The 25,949-nt window shown below is 66.3% G+C and carries 18 protein-coding genes, 1 tRNA gene and 2 pseudogenes; 18 read left to right on the top strand and 3 right to left on the bottom strand.

What is annotated here, in order from left to right; all coding sequences use genetic code 11:
- Both Q0C57_RS13315 and Q0C57_RS13320 read left to right on the top strand, forming a co-directional pair.
- A pseudogene (locus Q0C57_RS13315) lies at positions 1-119 on the top strand (IS5/IS1182 family transposase); the annotation flags it as partial.
- 372 nt (positions 120-491) lie between these two features.
- Entirely contained in the window at positions 492-1,832 is a 1,341-nt protein-coding gene (locus tag Q0C57_RS13320) for a phage integrase N-terminal SAM-like domain-containing protein (RefSeq protein ID WP_296576920.1), read from the top strand.
- A 105-nt stretch (positions 1,833-1,937) separates the two neighbouring features.
- On the opposite strand, the gene Q0C57_RS13325 is transcribed toward Q0C57_RS13320, so the two are convergent.
- Positions 1,938-3,347, bottom strand: coding sequence for a porin (locus tag Q0C57_RS13325; protein WP_296576921.1), 1,410 nt, complete (start codon positions 3,345-3,347; stop codon positions 1,938-1,940).
- Between the two features lie 549 nt (positions 3,348-3,896).
- Here Q0C57_RS13325 and Q0C57_RS13330 point away from each other — a divergent pair.
- From Q0C57_RS13330 to Q0C57_RS13390, 13 genes are all read left to right on the top strand, one after another.
- Positions 3,897-5,258 carry a porin gene (locus Q0C57_RS13330; RefSeq protein WP_296576922.1) on the top strand — a complete coding sequence of 454 codons (1,362 nt, stop codon included), beginning with the start codon at positions 3,897-3,899 and terminating at the stop codon, positions 5,256-5,258.
- 431 nt (positions 5,259-5,689) lie between these two features.
- A complete protein-coding gene (locus Q0C57_RS13335; RefSeq protein ID WP_296576923.1) occupies positions 5,690-7,291 on the top strand; it encodes an OmpA family protein in 1,602 nt (533 codons plus the stop codon).
- Between the two features lie 165 nt (positions 7,292-7,456).
- Entirely contained in the window at positions 7,457-9,235 is a 1,779-nt protein-coding gene (aspS, locus tag Q0C57_RS13340) for an aspartate--tRNA ligase (RefSeq protein ID WP_296576924.1), read from the top strand.
- On the top strand, positions 9,232-10,116 hold the full coding sequence (locus Q0C57_RS13345; protein WP_296576925.1) for an alpha/beta hydrolase: 885 nt from the start codon (positions 9,232-9,234) through the stop codon (positions 10,114-10,116). The genes aspS and Q0C57_RS13345 overlap by 4 nt, the downstream gene beginning before the upstream one ends.
- Positions 10,117-10,216: 100 nt before the next feature.
- Complete coding sequence (locus tag Q0C57_RS13350; RefSeq protein WP_296576926.1) at positions 10,217-10,747, top strand: CDP-alcohol phosphatidyltransferase family protein; 531 nt, start codon at positions 10,217-10,219, stop codon at positions 10,745-10,747.
- Between the two features lie 112 nt (positions 10,748-10,859).
- On the top strand, positions 10,860-11,963 hold the full coding sequence (locus tag Q0C57_RS13355) for an AI-2E family transporter (protein ID WP_296576927.1): 1,104 nt from the start codon (positions 10,860-10,862) through the stop codon (positions 11,961-11,963).
- Between the two features lies 1 nt (position 11,964).
- Entirely contained in the window at positions 11,965-12,666 is a 702-nt protein-coding gene (locus tag Q0C57_RS13360; protein ID WP_296576928.1) for a DnaA/Hda family protein, read from the top strand.
- An 89-nt stretch (positions 12,667-12,755) separates the two neighbouring features.
- Positions 12,756-15,023, top strand: coding sequence for an RNA degradosome polyphosphate kinase (locus Q0C57_RS13365; protein ID WP_296577004.1), 2,268 nt, complete (start codon positions 12,756-12,758; stop codon positions 15,021-15,023).
- Between the two features lies 1 nt (position 15,024).
- Positions 15,025-16,536: a Ppx/GppA phosphatase family protein gene (locus Q0C57_RS13370; protein ID WP_296576929.1), complete on the top strand. Its 1,512-nt coding sequence runs from the start codon at positions 15,025-15,027 to the stop codon at positions 16,534-16,536.
- Positions 16,537-16,714: 178 nt separating this feature from the next.
- A complete protein-coding gene (locus Q0C57_RS13375; RefSeq protein WP_296576930.1) occupies positions 16,715-17,281 on the top strand; it encodes an NADPH-dependent FMN reductase in 567 nt (188 codons plus the stop codon).
- A 155-nt stretch (positions 17,282-17,436) separates the two neighbouring features.
- The gene (locus tag Q0C57_RS13380; RefSeq protein WP_296576931.1) at positions 17,437-19,458 is read left to right on the top strand and encodes an acetyl/propionyl/methylcrotonyl-CoA carboxylase subunit alpha; all 2,022 of its coding nucleotides are present in this window, start codon (positions 17,437-17,439) and stop codon (positions 19,456-19,458) included.
- An 82-nt stretch (positions 19,459-19,540) separates the two neighbouring features.
- Positions 19,541-19,625: transfer RNA gene (locus Q0C57_RS13385), tRNA-Leu, on the top strand.
- A 356-nt stretch (positions 19,626-19,981) separates the two neighbouring features.
- Positions 19,982-21,574 carry an ABC transporter substrate-binding protein gene (locus Q0C57_RS13390; RefSeq protein ID WP_296576932.1) on the top strand — a complete coding sequence of 531 codons (1,593 nt, stop codon included), beginning with the start codon at positions 19,982-19,984 and terminating at the stop codon, positions 21,572-21,574.
- Between the two features lie 36 nt (positions 21,575-21,610).
- Here Q0C57_RS13390 and Q0C57_RS13395 read toward each other — a convergent pair whose 3' ends face one another.
- Positions 21,611-22,381 carry a polysaccharide deacetylase family protein gene (locus Q0C57_RS13395; RefSeq protein WP_296576933.1) on the bottom strand — a complete coding sequence of 257 codons (771 nt, stop codon included), beginning with the start codon at positions 22,379-22,381 and terminating at the stop codon, positions 21,611-21,613.
- A gap of 124 nt (positions 22,382-22,505) precedes the next feature.
- Here Q0C57_RS13395 and Q0C57_RS13400 point away from each other — a divergent pair.
- The 3 genes and pseudogenes from Q0C57_RS13400 (at position 22,506) to Q0C57_RS13410 (ending at position 25,379) form a co-directional block, all read left to right on the top strand.
- Positions 22,506-23,362, top strand: a pseudogene (locus Q0C57_RS13400) (magnesium transporter).
- A gap of 270 nt (positions 23,363-23,632) precedes the next feature.
- On the top strand, positions 23,633-24,352 hold the full coding sequence (locus Q0C57_RS13405; protein WP_296576934.1) for a ribonuclease activity regulator RraA: 720 nt from the start codon (positions 23,633-23,635) through the stop codon (positions 24,350-24,352).
- Between the two features lie 55 nt (positions 24,353-24,407).
- Positions 24,408-25,379: a GH25 family lysozyme gene (locus Q0C57_RS13410; RefSeq protein ID WP_296576935.1), complete on the top strand. Its 972-nt coding sequence runs from the start codon at positions 24,408-24,410 to the stop codon at positions 25,377-25,379.
- Between the two features lie 44 nt (positions 25,380-25,423).
- On the opposite strand, the gene Q0C57_RS13415 is transcribed toward Q0C57_RS13410, so the two are convergent.
- Positions 25,424-25,906: an isoprenylcysteine carboxylmethyltransferase family protein gene (locus Q0C57_RS13415; protein WP_296576936.1), complete on the bottom strand. Its 483-nt coding sequence runs from the start codon at positions 25,904-25,906 to the stop codon at positions 25,424-25,426.
- Positions 25,907-25,949 lie beyond the last annotated feature (43 nt).

The following is a 25,949-nucleotide window of genomic DNA, read 5'->3' on the forward strand; positions in this document are numbered from 1 at the left end:
AGATCAAGCAGTTCCGCCGTATCGCCACCCGCTTCGATAAGACGGCGGAAAACTTCCTCGCCGCCGTGAAGCTCGCATCTGTCCGCATTTGGCTACGCGGTAATGAGTCTACGGCCTAGCGATGGCGGTAAAATGCTGCCACTATTGAACTTTACTTCAGCTTAATCGCGCAATGGTGGCGCCGCTCCGACCGCGTTGGGCAGCAGCAGGCCCCTGAAGGGCGCGACGTATTCGGCATAGGCGACTGCAAGAAGAAATACCTATATTGTCATGGTATAGTTGCGTTTTTTTCGCTGTCGCGTGCGCTTTCTGTTGATCGTGGTGCGCGGAGGGGGTATAATCAATCTATAAACGCTGAAGTATTCAATCAATACATGGATGTCCGGTGCTTGAATACCCTTTCGCTTGAAAGGTTTCGATGCCGCTCTTGAATAAGCATCGATCTTGTTGTCTTACTGATGTCTTCCCTAGAGGAACTAGGAAAACTATCAATGTATCGCAGTCTTGATATCCGCATTGATCGGGAGGGGCGTGTGTTTTTCGCGCTGCCGCTGCCGTCGCCGGTTATCAATAAGTATAAAAATTTCTCGGTCGATGTTGTCTACGACTGTTTTCGGTTTTGTGTTGATGTTGATGATGAAATTTCTCTTCCACTGGCGAGTAATTCATTCGCAGACGCGCGCAGCGCTGTCACAGCGGTTGCAGACCAGGTGATGGCGCGGCTGCTTGAATTGGAGAAATCAGCTCATGCTGATTTGATTGTCGCGCCTGATGTCCAATTGGCTCCGCGATCTGATCTATGCGGGACTGTGCTGGCCGGTAGCGGTTCCATTGCTCCGAGAGGGGCCTCCCCGTCTTGCGCAGCCGATCCGCAGACGCTGACCTTCGCGGAGCTGTTCGAGGCCTGGGCCCTCCAGCATGTGCAGACGGGCGGCGCGCCGACAACGCCGCCCTACTGGCGCGTTCTCATCCAGCGCTTCGTGGTTTTTCTCGGCCACGACCGGCCGCAGGACGTTACCGCCCATGACATCCGGGCCTATCGCGACCATCTCATCGCCACGGGGCGACGGCTGCGAACGGCCCGCCATTCCGACTTCGCGGCGCTCCGCGCGCTGTTCCAGTTCGCGGTGGAAAACGAGGTCGTGACGGGCAATCCGACGACCGGCATCCGCTTCAAGCCGGAACGGCTGGCGGCGACGCAGGCGATGAAGGCCTTTTCGCCGGTTCAGGCGCGCGGCATTCTGGCCGCGGCTGACCGCGAGACTGTCGCGGCGCGCCGCTGGATTCCGTGGCTGACGGCGCTGACCGGCAGCCGTGTTGCGGCCATCGCCAATCTGCGCAAGCAGGATGTGGTCGAGGTCGAGGGCATCTGGTGTCTCAGGATCAGCCGCCAGGCGGGGCCGATCAAGACCGCCGCCTCGGAGCGGCTGGTGCCGATCCATTCCGCCATTCTGGCGCGGGGCTTCCTCTCCTTCGTCGACAAGACCGACAGGGAGCGGCTGTTCATCGAAAAGCCCCTCGTGGGCAACGGGTTGCAGCCGATGATCGCCGCCGAAACCGGGCCGCCGGTCTATCATCCGGGGCGCAGCACGTTGCGCCGCCTGACCGACTGGCTCCATGGGCTGGATCTCGGCATCGGCCGTGACGCGAAAATCGACCCCAATCATGCCTGGCGGCACTGGTTCAAGGAGCAGGCCTTCGCCGCGGCGGTGCCGGAGAAGATCACCGATGCCATTGTCGGTCATGCGCAGGCGACGACGTCGCGCCGCTACGGGTCCGTCTCCATGGTGATGATGGCCGAGGCTTTGGAGAAAATCCGCCCGCCGGTCTGACGCGGGGAGGGGGACGCCTCTGTTCTCAAGGTCCGAAACGCAAAGAACCCCGGCGGTTGCCCGCCGGGGTCTTTGAGACTGGAACCGGTCTGAGACCGGACCCGATCAGAAGTTGCGCTGGACGCGCAGCATGCCCGACCAAGCCGAGGCAGAACCGGTCGTCCGCGCGCCGGACACAGCCGGCGCAACGAAGCCGCCCGCATTGGTGCGCGAGGAAAGGCTCTGGTACACAATCTCAACACCGAGGTCGAGGTTACGCACCGGCGACCAGACCGTGTTGGCGCCAACGGCCCAATAACGGATGTCGTTCAGGCTGGCACCCTGAGTGTTAACCGACGGGCTGTCGATCGCCACGTAACGGCCCCAGAGAGCGCTGCGCAACGCCGGGGTCCAAAAGTGCCGGAAGCCGCCGAACACACCCCAAGCCGTCGACTTGCGGATACCCGTACCAGCCGCGTTAAGCGCTCCGTCGGCGTATGTCGCCGTCAAAATGCCAACAGCCTGGGTCTGACGGGTCTGGGAAATTCCGTCCGAGTTATCGTTCGTAAAGACGTAGGCGAGAGCGCCGTCGGCATAGGCTGCCTGCAACCACAGCACGTCGCCACGGGCAAGCATGTCGAGGTTCAGACGGACGCCACCACCGACAGCCCAACCGGCCGCAGAGGCGCTAGCAGCCGGGACGAGAGCGTTAGTGTTGGTCCGAACCTCATGATAGGCCGCCATAATCTGGGCGGAACCCCACCCCTGATCGACGCGGAGGTTTGCGACCACATCCGGAAGGCTGTTGCCATTGTAGATGACGCCATTCGCCGCCGCTGCAGCGGTAAACGTACCGGTCGCTGCCGCGAAAGTCGGCAAGGAACCGATACGGCGGAACTGCGGATCCTCGATCGAGACCGTGGCCGAGAAGCCCGAACCGAACGACGCCGTGTAGGCGATGAGGTTTGAGGATTGACGCGACGCATCAAGCGCTGCACCGCCACCACCGACAAACTGAACATCGCCCTGGTAGAAGTTGAAGAACGAGGCCGAGTTACCGAACGTGAAGCCAGCGAACTGGATGAACGCGCGGGACATGTAGGCGGCCGAGGCCTGAACCGTGGCGCCCTGGCCGGTGTTGCCGAGAGTAAACGGCAGCGCAGCATTTGCCGGGCCGCGCTGGATGAAGAACTCACCGTAGGCGCGGAGGAGGCCGTACTCGGTGTTCGAGCGGGCGTCGAAGTTCAGCAGCACGCGGGAACGGGTCGAGTAGACGTTCGTTGCGCCGCCAAAAGCTTGCGCAACGTAGAAGTCGGCGCGGACATAGCCGCCGATGCGAAGGCAGGTGTCGGTGCCCGGGATGAAGAAGAAGCCCGCGCCGTAGGTGTCGCAGATGCGCACGTACTCGGCGGGAGCAGCCTTGCCCGGGAGATCCGCTGCCTGAGCGCCGGTGAGGGCAACGAAGCCCGCCGCAGCGCCGAGAAGAAGGCTCTTCGCAGCACCCCGACTCTGGCCGCGCGAGGGGCGAATCCCCATTCGGGCCCCTTTGCGCCGAGTCGCAGGGGGCCTGGGACTGGATCGGGGTCATGGTGCCGATTCGCAGCCATATCCGGGGGAAACAGGCCGCCGAGAGACCGGATCTGTGGCATTCCGCCTGAAACCGGCCTTCCGGGGCAGGAGTCGCTGCGCCATGGCCCGGCGGGCCCGACACGCCCGTAGCAGCGGGCGGGGCCATTAACGCCCTCACGCCGCGGTGACTGGTGGAATTCCGTTTTTTTTCATAAACTTGTCATCAATTGCCACGGCACTGTTGTGGTTAAGAGGCGCGTGTCCTTCCTGCAACAGTTCCCCCCAAAGCCGGCCCGGGACCCGTCTGGAGCCGTTCTTTCGATTGATCGGCGCGGGGGCATCGGTAATGGTGACCTTGCGACGAAGGGGGGCACCCCGGTCGCACCGCCCTTCCTGGGGTCGAACGGCAGATCGCCACGACAGCAGAAAAGGCGGCCACACGGGGAATATCGGAACCAAAGCCGTCAAAGGCGCGGAACCAGGCTCCCTCAGGAGAAACATTTGGAGGTCTACACAATGAAGACGGTTAAGAGCCTTCTTCTCGGCGCTGCGGCGGGCTTCGTTGCCCTCACCGGCGCTCAGGCAGCGGATCTCCCGGGCAAGGCTGCTCCCGCCGAGTACGTTCGCATCTGCGACACCTACGGCGCGGGCTTCTTCTTCATCCCGGGCACCGACACCTGCCTTCGCATCGGCGGCTACGTCCGCATGGATGCCTACCTGACGCAGACGTTCGCGCCGGGCAACAATGCCTACACGACCCGTACCCGCCTGCTGCTGAACTTCGACGCCCGCTCGAACACCGAGTTCGGCCTCCTCCGCGCCTATGGCGAGTTCTTCGTCCAGCGCGGCCCGGCCAACAACGTCCTGCCCTTTAACGTCGCCACCGGCGCTGGTATCACTGGACAGGCCTCGGCCGCCTACATGTCCCGCGCGTTCATCCAGTTCGCTGGCTTCACGTTCGGCAACTCGGCCTCGTTCTTCAACTTCTACCAGGGCGACGTCCAGTTCGTTGCTTCGTCGGGCGCCGCCATGGACCCGTCGCGCAACTCGTCGAACCTCATCGCCTACACGGCGTCGTTCGGTTCGGGCTTCTCGGCCACGGTTTCGGTTGAGGATCCGCAGTTCCGCCGCATCGGTGCTCTGACGACCACCAGCGTCGTCGGTGGCATTCAGACGTTTACCGCTCCGATCGCTGCCAACGGCGTCATCTACAACGGCAACGGCATCCCGGACGTCGTCGGTAACCTCCGCGTCGATCAGGGCTGGGGCTCCGCTCAGGTCATGGCTGCCTTCCACGAGGTCCGCTCGACCATCGGTGGCATCGGCCGCTCCTCGACCGGCTGGGCCGTCGGCGGTGGCGTCCGTCTGAACCTCGACATGCTCGCCCGCGGCGACGTGCTCTGGTTGCAGGCGGCCTACACGGACGGCGCTCTCGCCTATGCCTTCACGAACGATAACTCGGACGGTCTGGTTCAGACCCGTCAGACGGTTGGCGTTGGTCTCCTGACCTCCACCTACGCTGATGGCGTGTCGAACGCCGCCGGCACCGGCATCGTGAAGTCGAAGGCCTGGTCCATCCACGGTGGTTTCCGCCACTTCTGGACCCCGGCTCTCCGCTCCGCCATCTGGGGCAAGTACGTCAACGTCGACGCCCCGGGCGGTGCCGCTGCTCTCGCCAACAACCTGACCGACTTCCGGTTCTGGCAGGTTGGCGTGAACACCATCTGGTCGCCGGTTCGTAACCTCGACCTCGGTGTTGAGGTCGTCTATTCGAACCTCACCTCGCGCAACAACCTCAACGGTGGCGTCGCCAACGGCACGACCATCGGCAATGCCAACGCCTGGTCGGGCATGTTCCGCGTCCAGCGCAACTTCTGATCGGGTCCGGTCTCAGACCGGTTCCAGTCCAAAAGACCCCGGCGGGCAACCGCCGGGGTTCTTTTTTGCGCCGGGTGGTCGCCATGAACCAGCCTCCCACCGGGAGCCGCGGCCAAAGCGGCGATGTCTTTCTGGGATGGGCGGTGGTCCTGGACCCCGCCGCGTCCGGGCAGGCCAGCGTCGTTCCAGGGCGTCATGGCCAGTTTCGCGCGCCGCGTTACGCGAGACGATATATCAAATATGCCATGTAGTTGTGGTGAAATCCTCAAGCGGACTGGGTGAATCCGCCTGTCGGCCTCCCTTGCGCGGCGCATGGCCCGGCTGCATGCGAGACGCTAGTCTGCATCCGGGATTCGCCGGTGCTGGCACCGGCAGCAAGGCCTGGACGGCAAGGGGAGATGGGGATGGTGACGATCCGCGGGGATGACATCATGAGTCGGGCCCGCCGCCCCGTCTTCGGCCTGGCATTCCTGGCCGCTTTGTTCCTTTTCTACGGATCCGGTGCCACTCGCGCCCAGACCGTCGCCGAACCCTATCAGCTCTCCCTGGTGCGGGAGGGTGATCTCGTCGCCCTCGGCGGTTCCGTGCCGAGCGAAGCGGTGCGCGAGGCGGTGCTCGCCGCCATCCGGGCCGCGGCCGCCGACACGTCCGTCATCGACATGACGGCAGTGGCGGAGGGGGCGCCGGCGGGTTTCGCGCCGGCCGCCGCTTTCGCGGCAGGGCTCGCCGCCCGGCTCAAGCCTGGCGCGGTCCTGCTGTCGGGCACAGCCATCCATGTCGAGGGTCGGCCCGACGGGCTTGCCGGGCAGGCGGCCGTCAGCGCCGCGCTTGCCGCCCTTCCGGAGGGTTTCAGGCTGCAGCGTCAGGCGCTGTCGCCGCCGCTGGTTCGCCCCTTCCTGTTGTCCGTGGCCCGCAGCGGGGAGGGGCTGGTGCTGTCAGGCGCCATCGCCTCAGCGGAGGGGAAGGCGGCCCTCGTCGCCTTCGCAGGGTCGCTCGGGCTGGGGCCCGTCACCGACCGTCTGGTTGTCGCGGCGGGTGCGCCCGACGCCTTCGACCAGCTGGCAGCGTCACGTTTCGCCCTGACGCAGATGACGCGCCTGGCGACGGGGACGGCGTCCATCGCCGATCGGACGCTGACGATGGAGGGGCAGGCCGCTGACAGGGCGGGTTTCGTTGCTGTCCATCTCGCCTTGCGCGCGGCGTCCCTGCCGGCCGGTCTGACGCTGGCCGGCGCCACCATCAGCGCCCCCGTCATTGCGCCCTATGGTTGGTTCGCCGAGAAACAGCCCGAGGGCGTGCGCCTGCAGGGCTATGTGCCGACCGCGGCGGCGCGGGCCGAGATCCGCGCCGCTGCCGAAGCCCTTTTCGCGCCGCTGGCTGTGACCGAGGCACAGGAACTGGCGGCCGGGGCGCCGCAGGGCTTCGTCGCGGCGGCCGTCGCCGCCATGGGCAAACTGGTCCTGCTCGAGCGCGGCCGGGCGACGCTGCAGGATTCGCACCTGAGCGTGACGGGACAGGTCGCGTCGCCGACGGCCGCCTTGGCCGCGAGGGCCGCCATCGAGGGGTCGGCGCCGTTCGGCTTCACCGTTGCCCATGGGATCACCGCACCGGCCATCGCCGCACCGGCGTCTGCGGTGCCGGTGGTCGCGGCCCCGGTGGCCACGCCGTCACCGGCGGCCTGTACCGGACAGATCGCCCAGGAAATGGCGGCCGGCGGAATCGTGTTCCAGTTCGGCCGCGAGGTGATGCGCCCCGAGAGCCAGGCCCGTCTGCGGCGTATCGCGGCGCTGATGGCGCAATGTCCGACCGTGCGCTTCTCGGTGGAGGGCCATACCGATTCCGATGGCAATCCCGCGCAGAACGTCGATCTCAGCCACCGCCGTGCGCAAGCCGTGGTGGCTCTTCTGGTCCGCCAGGGGGTTGAGGCGAGCCGCCTGCTCTCCGAGGGGCACGGGGCGAGCCGGCCGCTCGTGGCGAACGATTCGCCGGCCAACAAGGCGCGCAACCGCCGCATCGAGATCATCCCACGCTGATGTGGCGGTGGCGGCGCCGGGTGCGGCGGAATTTCGCCGTTCCCTCCGACGCTTGCAATTGCGCGGCTTCCGTTTGAAGCGAGCGCATCCATCCGCTAAAGGGACGCGACGTTCGAATTTTTGGGCCGCGCCCTCCGCGCCGTCTGCGAGACCTCCGAGGCTAATATGCACCGCTATCGCTCGAAAACCTGCGGCGAGCTGCGTTCGGCCCATGTGGGCGAGACCGTCCGCCTGTCCGGCTGGTGCCACCGCATCCGCGATCACGGCGGCATTCTCTTCGTCGACCTGCGCGACCATTATGGCATCACCCAGTGCCTGGCCGATCCGGATTCGCCCGCCTTCAAGGCGCTGGAGGCCTGCCGCGCCGAATGGGTCATCCGCATCGACGGCCGCGTCAAGGCGCGCGACGAGGGGCTGAAGAACCCGAAGATCGGCACCGGCGATGTCGAGGTCTTCATCACCGAACTCGAGGTGCTCGGCAAGGCGGACGAACTGCCGCTGCAGGTCTTCGGCGAGCAGGACTATCCGGAAGAGACGCGGTTGAAGTACCGCTTCCTCGACCTGCGGCGTGAGAAGCTGCACAAGAACATCATGACGCGCGGCGAGGTGGTGGATTCGATCCGCCGCCGCATGAAGGGGCAGGGCTTCTTCGAATTCCAGACGCCGATCCTCACCGCGTCGAGCCCCGAGGGCGCGCGCGACTTCCTCGTGCCGAGCCGCATCCATCCCGGCAAGTTCTACGCCCTGCCGCAGGCCCCGCAGCAGTACAAGCAGCTCATCATGATGAGCGGCTTCGACCGCTATTTCCAGATCGCGCCCTGTTTCCGCGACGAGGACCCGCGCGCCGACCGCCTGCCGGGCGAATTCTACCAGCTCGACCTGGAAATGAGTTTCGTCGAGCAGGAGGACGTCTTCGCGGCGGTGGAACCGGTGATCCGCGGGGTCTTCGAGGATTTTGCCGGGGGCAAGCCGGTGACGCAGCGCTTCCCGCGCATCCCCTACGCCGAATCCATGCGCAAATACGGCTCCGACAAGCCGGATCTGCGCAATCCCCTCGTCATGCAGGATGTCTCCGAGCATTTCCGCGGCTCGGGCTTCAAGGTCTTTGCCCGCATGCTGGAGGATCCGAAGAACCAGGTCTGGGCGATCCCTGGCCCGATCGGCGGGTCCCGCGCCTTCTGCGATCGCATGAATGCCTGGGCGCAGGGCGAGGGCCAGCCCGGCCTCGGCTATATCATGTGGCGCGAGGGGGGCGAGGGCGCCGGCCCGCTCGCCAACAATATCGGCCCGGAGCGCACTGCGGCGATCCGCGAGCAGCTCGGCCTCAAGGAGGGCGATGCCGCCTTCTTCGTCGCCGGCGATCCCGAGAAGTTCGTGAAGTTCGCCGGCATGGCCCGCACCAGGGTCGGCGAGGAGCTCAACCTTATCGACAAGGACCGGTTCGAGCTCGCCTGGATCGTCGATTTCCCCTTCTACGAGTGGAACGAGGACGAGAAGAAGGTCGATTTCTCGCACAACCCCTTCTCCATGCCGCAGGGCGGTCTTGAGGCCCTGAAGACGCAGGAGCCGCTCTCGATCAAGGCGTTCCAGTACGACATCACCTGCAACGGCTACGAGATCGCCTCGGGCGGTATCCGCAACCATCGCCCGGAGGCCATGGTGAAGGCCTTCGAACTCGCCGGCTATGACGAGGCGACGGTGATCGAGCGGTTCGGCGGCATGTATCGCGCCTTCCACTACGGCGCGCCGCCCCATGGCGGCATGGCGGCGGGCGTCGACCGCATCGTCATGCTGATCTGCGGCACGCAGAACCTGCGCGAGATCTCGCTGTTCCCGATGAACCAGCGCGCCGAGGATCTCTTGATGGGGGCGCCCAACGAGGCGAGCCCGAAGCAGCTGCGCGAACTCTCGATCCGCATCGCCGTCGATCCGAAGAAACCATGATGGCGGAGCCGGGCGAGGGCACCTTCGAGAGCCGTTTCGTCACGGCGAGCGACGGGTTGAGGCTCCACGCCCGTCTCTACGGGCACCCGGTTGCCGGTCGGTTGCCGTTGCTTTGCCTGGCCGGGCTGTCGCGCAATTCCGGGGATTTCGACGTGCTCGCGCGCGCGCTTGCGCCCGAGCGCCAGGTGATCGCCCTCGACTATCGGGGGCGGGGTCTATCGGACTCGGACGCCGACTGGCGGAACTATGCCCTGCCGGTGGAACTCGACGACATGCTGACGGTGACGACCGTCCTCGGCGTTGCCCGTGCGGTCTTTCTCGGCACATCGCGCGGCGGGCTCCTCACCATGATGACGAGCGCGGTGAGGCCCTCGCTGCTCGCCGGCGCGATCCTCAATGATATCGGACCGGTGATCGAGGGTGCGGGGCTGGCACGGATCAAGAGTTATCTCGGGCGGTTGCCGGCGCCGGCGACCTGGGACGAGGCGGTGGCACTGCTGAAAAGCATCGGCCAGTCACGCTTTCCGGTTCTCACCGATGCCGACTGGCGCGGCCAGGCGGGCAGCATCTGGCTGGAGCGGGAGGGCCGGCTCGTGGCCGCCTTCGATCCGGCGCTCACCAAGACCCTGGACAGCGTCAGTTTCGATCAGCCCATGCCGACACTGTGGCCCCAATTCGACGGTCTGGCGGGGGTGCCAGTCATGGTCATCCGCGGCGAGAACTCCGACATCCTCAGCGCGGCGACCGTCGGGGCCATGGCCGACAAGCGGCCCGATCTCGACGTGCTGACGGTTTCCGGCCAGGGCCATGCACCGCTGCTGACCGACGCCGCCTCCATCGGCCGGATCCAGAGCTTCATCCGGCGCGCCGAGGCTGCGTGAGTCGTCCGACGCCTGACCGGGCTTATCCCCGTCTCTGGCTTGGCAGCCTCCGGCCGGCACATTAATGTCTCCGTCCCGGGGCCATCGCGACTGCGCAACAGTGAACATTCCCAACCTCCTGACCCTGCTGCGCATCCTGCTGGTGCCGGTTGTGGTATGGGCCATCTCGCAGGGGCAAATGGCGCTCGCCCTGGCGGCCTTCGTCATCGCCGGGATCACCGATGCGGTGGACGGCTATATCGCCAAGCATTTCGATCAGCAGACCGAACTCGGCGCCTATCTGGATCCACTCGCCGACAAGACTCTGATCGTCTCGATCTATGTGTCGCTGGCGATCTTCGGCTTCATCCCGCCCTGGGTCGCGATCCTCGTCGTGTCGCGCGACATCATGATCGTCGGTGCCGTGGTGCTGTCGACCCTGATGGAGAGGCCGCTGGCCATCCAGCCGCTGATGGTCTCCAAGGCCAATACGGTGGCGCAGATCGTCTTCGCCGCCCTGGTCCTGGCGGCCAAGGGGCTGGAGATCAACCTCGACGGGGCGATTTTCCTGTGCATGTGGGCCGTAGCGATCCTCACCCTCGCGTCCGCCGCCGCCTACCTGGTCAGCTGGACGCGCCATATGTCCAATTGAGCCCGGTCGTGGTGGCCAGTGGGGCGAATCGCCGCTTGAAAGCCGGCGCCTGCCTTGCGACGGTGCCGGGACGGCGGCCATTGCTCCGTATCGACCGGGAAAGGTGTCGCCCTTGACGTTGCAGAGACAGGTCGGCTTCTGGATCGGCGGGCTCGCCGTGCTGGCGCTGTCACTCTATGTGCTGCGCGGCATTCTTCTGCCCTTCGTCGCGGGGCTGGCTTTGGCCTATTTCCTCGATCCTATGGTCAGCCGGCTGGCCGCGATCAGGGTTCCGCGTGCGGTCGGAGCACTGGCTGTCATCGGCACCTTCGTCGTTATCTTCATCATCCTGACGGTGGTGATCGTTCCGATCCTCGCCAACCAGCTGACGTCTTTCGTGGCGCGGCTGCCCAGCTATGTCGTCCAGCTCCAGGCGCTGGCCACCGAACAGAACCGCGAATGGCTGCAGCACCTTCTCGGTGACCAGTTGCCGGATGTGTCGCGCAGTGTCGCCGATCTCGTCACCCAGTCGACCGGCTGGATCGCCGGCTTCGTCCAGCAGAGCCTGTGGACGGGCGGGGCAACATTCATTTACATTTTTAGCCTGTTTATTATCACGCCCGTGGTTGCCTTCTACCTGCTGAAGGATTGGCCGCGCATGATGGACAAGGTCGATTCCTGGCTGCCGTTGCAGCATCGCGAGACCATCCTCGGCCTGATGCGCGAGATGAATGTCGCCATGGCCGGTTTCGTGCGCGGACAGGCGACGGTCTGTCTCATCCTGATGATCTATTATGGCATGGCCCTGACCGGGGCGGGGCTCAATTTCGGCCTGCTGATCGGGCTGGGAACCGGTTTCCTCAGTTTCATCCCCTATGTCGGGTCGATCATCGGCCTGACGCTCGCGGTCGGCGTCGCCATCGTCCAGTTCTGGCCCGACTGGACCATGGTCCTGGTCATATTGTCGATCTTTGCCATCGGAATCTTTTTCGAGTCCTACGTCCTCTATCCCAATCTTGTCGGCGAATCCGTCGGCCTCCACCCGGTCTGGCTGATGTTCGCGCTGTTTTCCTTCGGTGCTCTGTTCGGGTTTGCCGGCCTGATGCTGGCGGTACCGCTGGCCGCCTCGGTCGGTGTCTTGACGCGGTTCGCCATCCGGCAGTACCTCGCCAGCCCGCTCTTTACAGGCGTGGCGCGGCTGCGGACGCATGAGGGTCCGGTCCGGCCGGAGAATTGAGATGGTTGCCACAGCACCCCGGGCAGGGCCGCGCCAGATGGCGCTGGACCTCGCCCTGCCAGAAAGCCTGTCGCGGGACGATTTCCTCGCCGCACCCTGCAACGTGACGGCGCTCGAACTCGTCGACTCTTGGCCGGACTGGCCGGCCCGGGTCATGGCCCTGGTTGGCCCCCCTGGTGCGGGCAAGAGCCATCTCGGCGCCATCTGGGCGGATCTGGCGGGTGCGAGGCGCCTCGCGGCCCGGGATCTCGCGGGAACCGCTCCGGGCGATGCGCTGGCGACCGGCGCCCTGCTGCTCGAGGACGCGGGACCGAGAACCTCGGAGGTTGCCCTGTTTCATCTCCTGAACAGCGCGCGGGAGGAGGATGCCTTCGTCCTGATGACAGCCCGCGAGGCGCCGGTGTCCTGGGGCGTTGGCCTGAAGGACCTCGCCTCACGGCTGCGGGCCCTGCCGGCTGTTGCCCTTGCGGAGCCGGAGGACGGGCTGCTGCGGGCCGTGCTGGTGAAGCTCTTCGCTGATCGCCAGCTCGTGGTCGAGGCCGAGGTGGTGGAATATCTCGCCCGCCGGATGGAGCGATCGCTCGATGCCGCCCGCCGCCTCGTCGCCGCGCTCGATCGCGAGGCGCTGGAAACCGGGCGCCGGCTGACACGGCCCCTGGCGGCGCAGGTTCTCGACCGCATCATGCAGCCGACCCTGATCTGAGCCGAGGCGGCGCAAGCCCTCTTTGACGGCCGTCACAGTCACGTCATGATGGCAGGTGATGGGTGGCGCTGTTCACCCTTGGGGGCATGATGACCGCTGGCGAGACCAAGAAGGATGTGACAGCCCGGGTGGCTGCCGAGGTCAAGGGCTTCGGCCGCAGCCAGGCGGCGGCTGCGGCCTCTGCTGTGCGCGACGTGGCGCAGGCGGTTGCGACAAGCGACCTGCGCGACAAGCCCGAGCGCTTCATCAACCGCGAACTCTCCTGGCTGCAGTTCAACCGCCGCGTCATGGAGGAAGCCTCCAACCGCAACCATCCGCTGCTCGAACAGCTGCGGTTCCTGTCGATCTCGGCGAACAACCTCGACGAATTCTTCATGGTCCGCGTCGCCGGTCTGCGCGGCCAGGTGCTGCAGGGCATCGGTACGGTGTCGCCGGACGGTCTCACCCCTGCCGAGCAGCTCGCCAAGATATCCGAGGCGGTGGCCAGCCTTGCTTCCGACCAGCAAAAGCGCTGGCGCGAGCTGCGCGAGGAGGTGCTTCACGAGGGCATCGTGCTGGTCGATGCTCCGGACGTCACCAAGGCGGAGCGTGCCTGGCTCGAGGACCATTTCCTCGGTCATGTCTTCCCGGTCTTGACGCCGCTCGCCATCGACCCGGCCCACCCCTTTCCCTTCATCCCCAATCTCGGCTTCACCGTCGCGCTGGCATTGCAGCGCATCGCCGACGGCCGCCCGATGCGCGCGCTCATCCGCGTCCCCGCCAAGATCGACCGGTTCATCAAGCTGCCCGATCTCGCCGAGACCGGCGCCCGGCGCTTCGTCACGCTGGAGCAGACGGTCGGCCTGTTCATCAACCGCCTCTTTCCCGGCTATGACGTCAAAGGGCAGGGCGCCTTCCGCATCATCCGCGACAGCGACCTGGAAATCGAGGAAGAGGCCGAGGATCTCGTCCGCCACTTCGAATCTGCGCTGAAGCGGCGTCGTCGCGGCTCGGTGATCCGCCTTGAGGCTGAGGCGTCGATGCCCGACGACCTTCGCCATTTTATCGCGGGAGCGCTCGGTGTCGTCGACGACGAAATCTTCCGGGTCGAAGGCGTGCTGGCGCTGAACGAATTGTCCCAGCTCGTCTCGCTGGAGCGGCCGGACCTCAAGTTCGTACCCTATGCGCCGCGCTATCCCGAGCGCATCCGCGACCAGGGCGGCGACTGCTTCGCCTCGATCCGGCAGAAGGATCTGGTCGTCCACCACCCCTATGAGAGCTTCGATGTGGTGGTGCAGTTCCTCAACCAGGCGGCGCGCGACCCCAATGTCGTCGCCATCAAGCAGACGCTGTACCGGACCTCCTCGGACTCGCCGATCGTCAAGGCCCTGGCCGAGGCGGCCGAGGCCGGCAAGTCGGTCACGGCCCTCGTCGAGCTCAAGGCGCGCTTCGATGAAGAGGCCAATATCCGCTGGGCCCGCGACCTGGAGCGCGCCGGCGTGCAGGTCGTCTTCGGCTTCATCGAGCTGAAGACCCATGCCAAGCTGTCGATGGTGATCCGCCGCGAGGGCGAGAACCTCGTCACCTACTGCCATGTCGGCACCGGCAATTATCACCCGATCACGGCGCGCATCTATACCGACCTGTCGTACTTCACCGACGATCCGGTGATCGGCCGCGACGTCGCCCGCATCTTCAACTTCATCACCGGCTATGCCGAGCCGCAGGAGCTCGAGGCCATGGCGATCTCGCCGCTGAGCCTCAAGAAGAAGCTGCTCGAGCACATCGCCGAGGAGATCGCCTTCGCCAAGGCCGGCAAGCCGGCCGCGATCTGGCTGAAGATGAACTCGCTCGTCGACCCGATGATCATCGATGCCCTCTACGACGCCAGCCAGGCCGGCGTGCGCGTCGATCTCGTCGTGCGCGGCATCTGCTGTCTCAGGCCCGGCGTGCCCGGCCTGTCCGACAATATCCACGCCAAGTCCATCGTCGGCCGTTTCCTCGAACACAGCCGCATCTATGCCTTCGGCGGTGGTCACGGCCTGCCTCACGCCAAGGCCAAGGTCTATATCTCCTCGGCCGACCTGATGCCGCGCAACCTCGACCGGCGCGTCGAGGTGCTCTGCCCGCTGGTCAACCCGACGGTGCATGAACAGGTGCTCGACCAGATCATGATCGCTAACCTCAAGGACAACGAGCAGAGCTGGCGTCTCTTGCCCGACGGGACCTCGGAGCGTATCAAGCCGGCCAAGGGCGAAGAGGCCTTCAACGCCCACAAATACTTCATGACCAATCCGAGTCTGTCCGGACGTGGAAAATCGCTCAAAGAATCGTCTCCCCGCCGCTTTGCCAGCAGGGCCGAGCGGTCAGACGAGTGACGTGTTCGAGATCGCCCCGGGCCGGTTGCAGCTCGGCCCGACCATCGGCGTCATCGACATCGGATCGAATTCGGTCCGTCTCGTCGTCTACGAGGCGCTAACGCGATCCCCGACACCGATCTTCAATGAGAAGACCCTTTGCGGCCTTGGCCGCAACGTGCAGACCTCCGGCCGCCTTGCCGATGACGCGGTGGTGCGGGCCCTGGCCTCGATCCGACGGTTTCGGGCGCTGTGCACGCAGCTGCGGGTGGGCGAACTCCATATCCTCGCCACCGCCGCGGTCCGCGACGCCAAGAACGGCCCGGAATTTGTCGCCGCATGCGAGGCGATCTGCGGTGTCCCGCTGCAACTCCTGTCGGGCCGGGACGAGGCGGCCTTCGCCGCGCTCGGCGTCGTCTCCGGCATGTATCGGCCCCACGGCCTCGTCGGCGATCTCGGTGGCGGATCGCTCGAACTCGTCGACATCAATGGTGGCGCCATCGGTACCGGTGTGACCCTGCCGCTCGGCGGCCTCGCGCTGCAGGACACGTCCGGCCAGTCGGTGAAGAAGGCGGAGCGCATCGCCGCCAAGCTGGTCGGCAAGGTCGATCTCCTCAAGAAGAACCGGGGCCAGACCTTCTATGCGGTCGGTGGCACCTGGCGGTCGCTCGCCAAGCTGCACATGGCCCAGCGCGGCTATCCCCTCAACGTGATGCACGGCTATGCCCTGACCGGCCGGGAGGTCGCCGACTTCTGCTATCTCGTCAGCCGGCAGCCGACCGATACGATTTCCCGCATCGACGTGGTCGCGGAGAGCCGGCGGCCGCTGCTCGCCTATGGCGCCCTGGTGCTGGAGGCGGTGGTCCGCACCGCGCGGATCGAGCGGGTGGTCATCTCGGTCACCGGTGTGCGCGAGGGATTGCTCTACTCATTGCTCGACCCGGACGAGAGAGCGGCCGATCCGCTGATCGCGGCGGCGCGCGAGCTCTGTCTGCTCAGATCGCGATCGCCGCGCCACGGCGAGGAACTGATCGCCTGGACCGACCGGTTCATGGAGGTCGCCCATCTCGAGGAAAGCGCGGAGGAGAAAAGGCTGCGCCATGCTGCCTGCCTGCTTGCCGATATCGGCTGGCGCGCCCATCCGGACTATCGCGGCGAGCAGAGCCTCAACATCATCGCCCATGCCAATTTCGTCGGGGTGGACCATCCCGGCCGCGCCTATCTGGCGCTCGCCAGCTTCTACCGGCACGAGGGCCTGCTCGACGAGTTCATGTCACCGCGGATCCGCGAGTTGGTGGGCGTCAGGCTTCTCGATCGCGCCCGCATTCTCGGCGCGGCGATGCGGGTCGCTTATCTCGTCTCCGCTGCCATGCCGGGTGCGCTGCCGCGCGCGCCGCTCGGCGTCGAGGACCGCCGGCTGGTCCTGACGCTGGCCGGCGACCTCGCCGGCCTCGCCGGCGACCGGCTCTCGAACCGACTGCGTACGCTCGGACGGCTGGTCAGCCGCGAGAGCGAATTGCGGGTCATTCCCTAAGGGGGCGCGGCGCGGTCCGCGGGCTTCGAGGGCCTGCGCTCACGCCTTTGTTCCCTGCTTTCTCCGCCCTGCCTTCTTGCGCGATGCAACATGAATTACCAGACTACCCCCGGTTACAGACAGTAACCACGAATTCGGTATCGCGGCTGCCGGCAGCGGCACCGCCCAGGAGAACAGCATGAGCCTCAAGCTCCACACGATCGTCACCAGCACACGGCCGGGACGTGTCGGCCCCCAGGTCGGCAAGTGGTTCAACGACGTCGCGGTCGCCCATGGCGGCTTTTCGGCCGAACTGGTCGACCTCGCCAGTTTCAATCTGCCGGTCTTCGACGAGCCCAACCATCCGCGCATGGCGAAATACGAGAAGGCCCATACCAAGGCCTGGTCTGAGAGCGTCAAGGCGGCCGATGCCTTCGTCTTCGTCACGCCTGAATACAATTACGGCGTCTCGCCGGCGCTCTACAACGCCCTGACCTTCCTGGCCGGTGAATGGGCCTACAAGCCAGTGGGCTTCGTCGGCTATGGCGGCGTGTCCGGTGGCCTGCGCGCCGTGCAGCAGATCAAGCCGACGCTGACCACGCTGAAGATGATGCCCATCCCGCAGGCGGTGGCCGTTCCCGGCTTCGGCTCCTTCCTCGGCCCGGATGCGACCTTCAAGCCCAACGACCTGATGGCGACGAGCGCCAAGGAGGTCCTCGACGAACTCGTCAAGTGGGCCGGCGCCCTGAAGCCGCTGCGGGCCTGAACGCCATCTTTCGGCAGGCGATTTGCATGGGACGGGACGATCCGGCCGATCAAGCCGGATCGTCATCCCATTAGCTGAGTGGACGTCCGGGCGGCCTTGGCTCTAGAAACCGTCCGAACTGCTCCATTTTGCGTGCTGCCCGAAAGACTTCCCGCATGTTCAAGAAGATCCTGATCGCCAACCGCGGCGAGATCGCCTGCCGCGTGATCAAGACCGCGCGGCGGATGGGCATCAAGACGGTCGCCGTCTATTCGGACGCCGACCGGGATGCCATGCATGTGGAGATGGCGGACGAGGCCGTGCATATCGGCCCGCCGGCGGCGGCCGAGAGCTATCTCGTCATCGACAAGATCATCGCCGCCGCCAAGCAGACGGGCGCCGAGGCGGTGCATCCGGGCTACGGCTTCCTGTCGGAGCGGGAGGCTTTCGCCCAGGCGCTCAAGGATAACGGCATCGTCTTCATCGGTCCCAATCCCCGTGCCATTGCCGCCATGGGCGACAAGATCGAATCGAAGAAGGCGGCGGCGGCCGCCAAGGTCTCCACCGTTCCCGGCTTCCTCGGCGTCATCGAGGATGCGGCCCACGCCACCCGCATCGCCGACGAGATCGGCTATCCCGTGATGATCAAGGCCTCGGCCGGCGGCGGCGGCAAGGGCATGCGCATCGCCCATTCCGCATCGGAAGTGGCCGAGGGCTTTGCCCTCGCCAAGTCCGAGGCCAAGTCCTCCTTCGGCGACGACCGCGTCTTCGTCGAGAAGTTCATCGTCAATCCGCGCCACATCGAGATCCAGGTTCTGGGCGACAAGCACGGCAACGTCATCTATCTCGGCGAGCGCGAATGCTCGATCCAGCGCCGCAACCAGAAGGTCATCGAGGAGGCGCCGTCGCCGCTGCTCGACCCGGCCACCCGCCGCGCCATGGGCGAGCAGGCGGTGGCCCTCGCCAGGGCGGTCGACTACGATTCCGCCGGAACGGTCGAGTTCGTCGCCGGGCAGGACAAGTCCTTCTTCTTCCTCGAGATGAACACCCGTCTGCAGGTCGAGCATCCGGTGACCGAGATGATCACCGGCATCGACCTCGTCGAGCAGATGATCCGCGTCGCCTATGGCGAGAAGCTCAGCCTGACCCAGGATCAGGTGAAGCTCAACGGTTGGGCGGTGGAGAGCCGCATCTATGCCGAGGATCCGTATCGCAACTTCCTGCCTTCGATCGGCCGCCTGGTGACCTATCGGCCGCCGGCGGAGGGCCCGGCGGGCGATGCGATGGTGCGCAACGATACCGGCGTCTTCGAGGGCGGCGAGATCTCGCTCTACTACGACCCGATGATCGCCAAGCTGGTCACCTGGGCACCGACCCGCGAGAAGGCGATCGCGGCGCAGGCCGATGCGCTCGATGCCTTCGCCATCGACGGCATCCAGCACAATATTCCCTTCCTCTCGGCGCTGATGCAGCATCCGCGCTGGCAGTCGGGGACGTTGTCCACGGGCTTCATCGCCGAGGAATATCCCGAAGGGTTCAAGCCGCGGGCGCCGGAAGGCGAGGCGGCCGGTGTGATGGCCGCCGTCGCCGCGTTCATCGATCACATCCAGAACGTCCGCAAGCGCCAGATCTCTGGCCAGATGCGGCAGGGCCATCGCGTCGCCTTCGAGCGCGACCGCGTCGTGCTGATGGCCGGCACACGCCATGACGTCGAGGTCATCGACGAGGGCGGCAAGATCGCGGTTCGGATTTTCGACGGGCCGGGCGGCACCGAACTCAAGACCCACACGGTCGCCTCGACCTGGACGCCGGGTCAGCCGGTCCTTGCCGGTCAGGTGGACGGCCGCCCGGTGAACCTCCTTGTGCGCACCGTGCCGAACGGCGTGAGGCTCGCCTATCGCGGCATCGCCACCACCGCCCATGTTTATACGCGGCGCGAGGCGGATCTGGCAGCGCTGATGCCGGTGAAGGTGGCAGCCGACAGCGGCAAGAAGCTGACCTGCCCCATGCCCGGCCTCGTCAAGTCCATCGCCGTCGCCGTCGGCCAGGAGGTGAAGGCCGGCGAGGCGCTCTGCGTCGTCGAGGCGATGAAGATGGAGAACGTGCTGCGTGCCGAGCGCGACGGAAAGGTCAAATCCATCGCCGCCAAGGCCGGCGACAGCCTGGCCGTGGACGCCGTCATCATGGAGTTCGAATGAGGTTGCCGGCGGGCGTTGTTTGAGCCTTGCGGCGACGGAAACGCTCTGCTAGACAGCCGCCTCGCTAGGTCAACCTGGCACTGCGGTCGTGGCGGAACTGGTAGACGCGCTACCTTGAGGTGGTAGTTCTTAACCGAGTGGAGGTTCGAGTCCTCTCGACCGCACCAAATTCAAAGCCCCGGTGGACGAAGGTCCGCCGGGGCTTTTTGCCGTTCGCCGCGGGCGTCGCCACCGTCTCTCGCCGCATCGATACCCGGGGCTACCGGCCGGGTGTTGCGCTAACAGCTTCTCGGCGCGCCGCTCGTCGTAAGGCGGCGGGCATCCAAATCCGGCACGGGCTGCATCTCAACATCAATCGTATCGCTGAGCGATAGTGCTGTGTCGTTCCTGGTCATCAGTCTTGCCAACTTCGCATGTCTGGCAGGCGGTTAAGTTTCATAGGCTCGACGGGTCAAGGGCCGCGTCTTCTGTCGGGGAGGGCGGTCTGAACAGTCCCCGAAGACCCGACGAGAGGGAGCCTTCCATGCGCATCACCCGCCGCCAGGGCCTTGTCGCAGCCGCCGCGCTCATTGCCGCGCCGAGGGTCGGTTTCGCCCAGAGCGCAGAAAGACCGCTGCGTTTCGTCGTCAATGTCGGCCTGCAGAATCTCGACCCGATCGCCTCGCCGTCCTTCGTGACGCGCAATTTCGGCTATCTGGTCTTCGACACGCTCGTCTCGCTCAACGGCAAGGGCGAGTACAAGCCGCAGATGCTGGAGGGCTGGGAGGTCAGCGCCGACCGCCTGACGTGGAAATTCAAGCTGCGCGGCGGCCTCATGTTCCACGATGGCGCCAAGGTCACCTCCGCGGACGTCATCGCCTCGCTGAGGCGCTGGGGCAGCCGCGATTCCATCGGCCGGCGTCTGATGGCGGCCACCGCCGAACTGACCGCCGACGGCCCCGATGCCTTCACGCTGAAACTGTCGCGGCCCTTCGGCGGTGTCATCGACGCACTCGGCAAGCCGTCGGTCCATGTGCCGATGATCATGCCGGCCCGGATCGCCTCAGCGACGCCGCCGACGCAGCAGGTTTCCGAGATCGTCGGCTCCGGCCCCTATGCGTTCCAGCGCAGCGAATGGATCCCGGGTGACCGCGCCACCTTCCGCAAGTTCGACAAATACGTGCCGCGGAACGAGGCGGCGGACGGGCTGGCCGGCGGCAAGATCGCCAAGATCGACCGCGTGGAGATGCTCACCATGCCCGATATCGCGCTGCGCTATGCGGCGCTGACGCGCGGCGAGGTGGACTATCTCGAATATGCGCCGGTGGACCTCATTCCGCGCATGCGCCGCGACCGCAACCTCACCTTCGCCCAGGCGAGCGGCCGCGCCAACCTCATGTATGCGGTGTCGATCAACCACTTCCAGGCGCCGATGGACAATGTCCTGGTGCGGCGGGCGATCCAGCAGTGCCTGGATCGCGGCGAGGTGCTGGCCGGTGCCGGCTTCGGCGGCGAACTCGGCAAGCCCGACTGCACCGCCATGTTCATGTGCGGCGCGCCCTACGAGAACAAGGGCGGCAGCGACATGATCGCCAATCCGAGCATTGACAAGGCCAAGGCGCTGCTGGCGGAGGCCGGCTACAAGAACGAGAAGATCGTCGTTCTCCATCCGCTCGACAGCCCGCTGCTCAATCCCTTCGGCGCGGTGCTCATCGACCGCATGAAGCGGGCCGGGTTCAATGTCGATGTCCAGGGTCTGGAATGGTCGGCCATCGCCCAGCGCTGGGTGCAGAAGAACCCGCTGGACCAGGGCGGCTGGAGCGTCATTCCGGTCGTCTATACCGGCTTCGACATGTCGGACCCGCTGTCCAATCTTGGCGTCGGGTTCAACTGCACCGGCAACCAGCCCTGGGGCTACTGCGTGCAGCCGATGGTGCCGGCCATCGAGCGTTTCGAGGCGGAAAGCGACCCGGTGAAGCGCAAGGCGATCGCTGAGGAGATCCAGAAGTTCGCGCTGGAGAACGCGACCTTCCCCATCGCCGGTCAGTTCCAGAGTCCGGCCGTGTGGCGCAGCGAGCTGCAGGGCGTGATCGACTTCGGTTTCCCGGTGATCTGGAACATCGAGCGCAAGGCCTGACGGCCCGACAGGGACGGGCGGTGATGCCGCCCGTCCTCACGCCGGGACGATATTGACCGCCCGGAAGCCCTCCTGCCGCATGGCCTGCAGGAAGGCCGGCAGCATCACCGCCGTCTGCGGCCGCGTGTCGTGGAACAGCAGGATGCCGCCACGCGCCTGTCTGAGGCGGCGCATGACGAGGCCGAGCTGGGCATCCGGCGCCATGTCGTTCCAGTCGCTGGCCCAGAGGTCGGCGCCGAAAATGCCGATGCGCCGGGCCGCCAGTCCCTGGTTGAGCGGCTCTGAATCGCCGAAGCCTGGATAGCGGAAGAACGGGGTCCGCGGCTGGCCCGTATAGCGCCCGTAGAGCGCCTGATCGACGGCGGCGAAACCGGCCTCGATATCGGCTTCGGCTGCGGCCTGCGGCAGTTGCGCCAGCGTCATCGGATGGGTGTTCGAATGGTGGCCGACCGTATGGCCCTCCGCCAGGACACGGCGGGCGAGGGCAGGGTGCGCGGCCGCCTGGCGGCCGATCATGAAGAAGGTGGCCTTGACGCATTCCTCCGCCAACGCGGCGAGGATCGGCTCGGTCGTTCCCGGATGGGGTCCGTCGTCGAAGGTCAGCAGCACCTCGCCGGCTTCGAGGGGCAGGGTGCGCGGATAGCTCCTGCGACCGACGCGCAGGCCGTTTGCGGTGGAGACCTGCAGCACACGCGCCGTGCCGAGCCGGCCCGGCCCGCAGGACGCCGCGCCGGCGGCGGCCGGCACCAGCGTCAGCGACAGGGCGCCGAGAAGGGCGCGGCGCGAGGGTGAGTGAGCGGACGTCATGGCGTCGCCATCCTTCTGCAGGCACTGTCGGTGGCCATGCGCCACCTCTGCTAGCCAAATCGTTGCCGTGCATCCAAGAACGACCGATCCCTGATCCGAGAGCTGCGCTTCGCCTGGAGGCCCCATGGCCGTCACCACGTCGCCCGCCGCCATGGCCGAACAATGGCGTGACCAGGATTGGCGCGACGAAGATGGTGAATTGCTGCCCGCCGTCGTCCATCTGGTCCAGTCGATCCTGCGCGCGGATGACCGCGACAGCCTGAAGAGCCTCGTTTCCGAGGCCCATGAGGCCGATCTCGGCGCCTTGCTCGCCCAGCTCGACGCGGAGGACCGCAGCAGGGTCGTGTCCCTGCTCGGCGCCGCCTTCGACTTCAACGCGCTGAACGAGATCGACGAGACGATCCGCGCCGAAATTCTCGAGGACATGGCGCCGGCGGCGGGCGCTGGACTATCCAGAGCGTCTGGACCACGGCCAAGAGCCGCTTCCGCTGGTTGCTCATCAATCTCGTCACCGCCTTTCTCGCGACGACCGTGCTCAAATCCTCCGAGAACCAGCTCGAGACCATGGTCGCACTCGCCGTGTTCGCGCCGATCGTCGCCAGCCAGGGCGGCAGTGCGGCGACGCAGACCATGACGGTCGCGGTCCGCGCGCTCGCGACCCGCGCGCTCGGTCCGCGCAACGCCTGGCGCGTCGTTCGCCGCGAGATGCTCGTCGGCCTGTTCAACGGCATCGCCTTCGCGCTCATCACCGGAACGGTGGCGAGCTTCTGGTTCACCAATGCCGGCATCGGCATGGTGATCGGGCTCGCCCTCGTCTGCAACCTGGTGGCCGGCTCGCTCGGTGGCGTGCTGGTCCCCCTGGCGCTCGACCGGATGAAGGTCGACCCGGCGATCGCCTCCGGCCCCTTCGTGACGACGGTGACCGACGTGACCGGGTTCTTCAGTTTCCTGATGATCGCGACATGGTGGTTCAGATTGTGAATCAGCCGCGCTGTCCTGTTTGTTGATCCCGCTCGCAAAAGTCCCACGCCTCGCGTCTGCGGCCGTGGCCGCGTTCGGCAGGTGGCGCCCAAGCCAGCCCGGTGCGCGCATTCTCGCCTGCCGCTGGCCGTGACAACGCCGGGCATCGTGTCCGGAAGGGCGGTGTCAGGCCGGGTATGAGGGGGCTGTCCGGCGTTTTGTGTCCTCGACAGCGCCGCTGACGTCGGGCAGGGTCGCGGCCTTCCTTCAGCCTTCCGACGGACCCCTGCCATGACTGACGTCCTGCCCCTCGATCCCGCCATCAAGGCGAAGCTCGAGACGATCACCACCGCGACGCTGACGACGGTCCTGCTCAAGAAGGGCCTGCGGAAGATCTGGATGGCCGGGACACAGCCTTTCTCCCATGCGGGGAAGCGCACGGTCGGGCGGGCTTTCACGTTGCGTTTCGTCCCCGCGCGCGAGGATCTGGCGACACCGGCGAGCTGGTCGCATCCGATCTCGACCCGCGGCGCCATCGAGGCCATGCCCGAGGGCGTCATCGCCGTGGTCGACGCCATGGGCTCGAAGGAAGCCGGCATTTTCGGCGACATCCTCTGCGCCCGCATGGCCAAGCGCGGCGTTGCCGCGCTGGTCACCGACGGCGTGGTTCGCGATGCCGACGGGGTGCGCGGCACGGGTCTGCCGGTCTGGTGCTCGGGTGCTGCTGCGCCGGCTTCCGTCGCGGCGCTGACCTTCATCAACTGGCAGGAGCCGATCGGCTGCGGCGGCGTCGCCGTCTTCCCGAACGACATTGTCGTCTGCGATGGTGACGGCGCGGTTCTGATCCCGCAGGACATGGTCGAGGCGGTGCTCGAGGCAGCCGAGGCGCAGGAACATCTCGAAGGCTGGCTGATGGGCGAGATCGACAAGGGCGTGCCGCTGCCGGGCCTCTATCCGCCGAACGCCGAGACCAAGGCCCGTTACGAAAAGGAAACGGGTCGTAAAGCATAAGGGATGAGAGAAGGCCGCCATTTCGCAGCCGCAATCCTTGGCCACATCCTCGACCATGAACCGACGCTCCATCGCCTTCACCGCCGTGACCCTGATGGGGCTGATGCTCGCCGGCTGCGGCAGCGTGCCGACGGATGTTGCCGCGCCGCCGACCGGTGACCATCCCTTCCCGACCATCACCCATACGGTGGGCCATCACGCCCATCCGGTGCATGGCATCGATGTGTCGAAATATCAGGGCCGGATCGACTGGGAGCAGGTGAGGGCGGCGGGCGTGTCCTTTGCTTTCATCAAGGCGACGGAAGGCGGCGATCTCCTCGACAGCCGCTTCCGCGAGAACTGGGAGGCATCGCGCCGGGCCGGCATTCCACGCGGTGCCTATCACTTCACCTATTGGTGCCGGCCGATGGCGGACCAGATCGCCTGGTTCAAGCGCCATGTGCCGGTCGAGCCGGACGCGCTGCCGCCAGTGCTCGACGTCGAATGGAACTTCCAGTCGCCGACCTGCCCGCGGCGCGTTCCGGTCGCCGTGGCTCAGGCGAAGATGCGCGAGTTTCTTCGGGCCATGGAGCGGCATTACGGCAAGAAGCCGATCATCTATGCCGATATCAAGTTCCACCGCGAGATTCTGGCCAACAACGAGTTTGCCGAATATCCGTTCTGGGTCCGCTCGGTGGCGGCCGTGCCGCATGAGCGCTATCCGGGCCGCCGCTGGGCCTTCTGGCAGATCACAGCCACCGGCCGTGTCGCCGGTATCAACACTCCGGTGGACCGCAACGTCTTCGCCGGCACGCCCCAGCAATGGCAGCAGATCGCCCAGACGGGGTTCCGTCACCGCGGCCAGCCGGTGACGGCGGTGGCGGCAGCGCCGGCGGCTGCGGCCCCGCCCATGGCGTTCGCCGCGGCCGAGACGAGCCCGGCACAGGTGCCGACGGCGACGACATCGGTGCCCGCCGCCGCTGTCCCCGCCGCCGATGCGCCGGCCATGACGACGGCGCCTCTGCCGGCATCGCGGCCGCGCTTCTAGGGGCCGCGGCGGTCTGCCTCAGCGGCGCGCAGGGCTGATCGCGGTCACACCCAGCGCCGGACCCTCGCCGCATAGGCCTGCCAGTCGGCGCCGAACCGCGCCGCCAGATGCGCTTCCTCGCGCACGATCGCGAAATGCGTCATGGCCATCACGAAGACCGCCGCCGCCACGAGATAGCCGAGCGCCCCCTCGACCCCGCCGAACCCGCCGATGATCAGCGCCTCACCGAGATAGATCGGATTGCGGCTCCAGCCGAACGGCCCTGTCGTGACCAGGCGCCGCGCGGCGTGGTGCGGCAGGATCGCGGTCCCCGCCCGCGACAGGGCGGAGGAGGCCCAGAGGATCAGCGCCAGGCCCGCTCCCAGCGCCAGGGCGCCGGCGGCCTTGAAGACGATCGCCACCGGCAGCACCACCGGCGCCAGCCAGTTCAGGCCGTAGCCGAGGGCCAGCGCGCCGACGAAAATGAGCGGCGGCAGCGGAAAGCGGTTCGGTCGATCGGCATAGGGTGTGTCTGGCGCGTCCGTCATCCTCGTCTCCCTGCCGCAAGGCCGATCATGACAGCCCGGCATA

Origin of the sequence: Phreatobacter sp. (assembly GCF_022843985.1) — a bacterium.
Taxonomy (GTDB): Bacteria; Pseudomonadota; Alphaproteobacteria; order Rhizobiales; family Phreatobacteraceae; genus Phreatobacter.

Excerpts from the sequence above, each read along its gene's own strand:
- Q0C57_RS13360 (WP_296576928.1), top strand. The coding sequence starts at position 11,965 with ATGGTTGCCACAGCACCCCGGGCAGGGCCGCGCCAGATGGCGCTGGAC.
- aspS (WP_296576924.1), top strand. The coding sequence starts at position 7,457 with ATGCACCGCTATCGCTCGAAAACCTGCGGCGAGCTGCGTTCGGCCCAT.
- Q0C57_RS13415 (WP_296576936.1), bottom strand. The coding sequence starts at position 25,906 with ATGACGGACGCGCCAGACACACCCTATGCCGATCGACCGAACCGCTTT.
- Q0C57_RS13410 (WP_296576935.1), top strand. The coding sequence starts at position 24,408 with ATGAACCGACGCTCCATCGCCTTCACCGCCGTGACCCTGATGGGGCTG.
- Q0C57_RS13365 (WP_296577004.1), top strand. The coding sequence starts at position 12,756 with ATGACCGCTGGCGAGACCAAGAAGGATGTGACAGCCCGGGTGGCTGCC.
- Q0C57_RS13395 (WP_296576933.1), bottom strand. The coding sequence starts at position 22,381 with ATGACGTCCGCTCACTCACCCTCGCGCCGCGCCCTTCTCGGCGCCCTG.
- Q0C57_RS13375 (WP_296576930.1), top strand. The coding sequence starts at position 16,715 with ATGAGCCTCAAGCTCCACACGATCGTCACCAGCACACGGCCGGGACGT.
- Q0C57_RS13405 (WP_296576934.1), top strand. The coding sequence starts at position 23,633 with ATGACTGACGTCCTGCCCCTCGATCCCGCCATCAAGGCGAAGCTCGAG.
- Q0C57_RS13380 (WP_296576931.1), top strand. The coding sequence starts at position 17,437 with ATGTTCAAGAAGATCCTGATCGCCAACCGCGGCGAGATCGCCTGCCGC.
- Q0C57_RS13320 (WP_296576920.1), top strand. The coding sequence starts at position 492 with ATGTATCGCAGTCTTGATATCCGCATTGATCGGGAGGGGCGTGTGTTT.
- Q0C57_RS13335 (WP_296576923.1), top strand. The coding sequence starts at position 5,690 with ATGAGTCGGGCCCGCCGCCCCGTCTTCGGCCTGGCATTCCTGGCCGCT.
- Q0C57_RS13330 (WP_296576922.1), top strand. The coding sequence starts at position 3,897 with ATGAAGACGGTTAAGAGCCTTCTTCTCGGCGCTGCGGCGGGCTTCGTT.
- Q0C57_RS13390 (WP_296576932.1), top strand. The coding sequence starts at position 19,982 with ATGCGCATCACCCGCCGCCAGGGCCTTGTCGCAGCCGCCGCGCTCATT.
- Q0C57_RS13325 (WP_296576921.1), bottom strand. The coding sequence starts at position 3,347 with ATGGGGATTCGCCCCTCGCGCGGCCAGAGTCGGGGTGCTGCGAAGAGC.
- Q0C57_RS13345 (WP_296576925.1), top strand. The coding sequence starts at position 9,232 with ATGATGGCGGAGCCGGGCGAGGGCACCTTCGAGAGCCGTTTCGTCACG.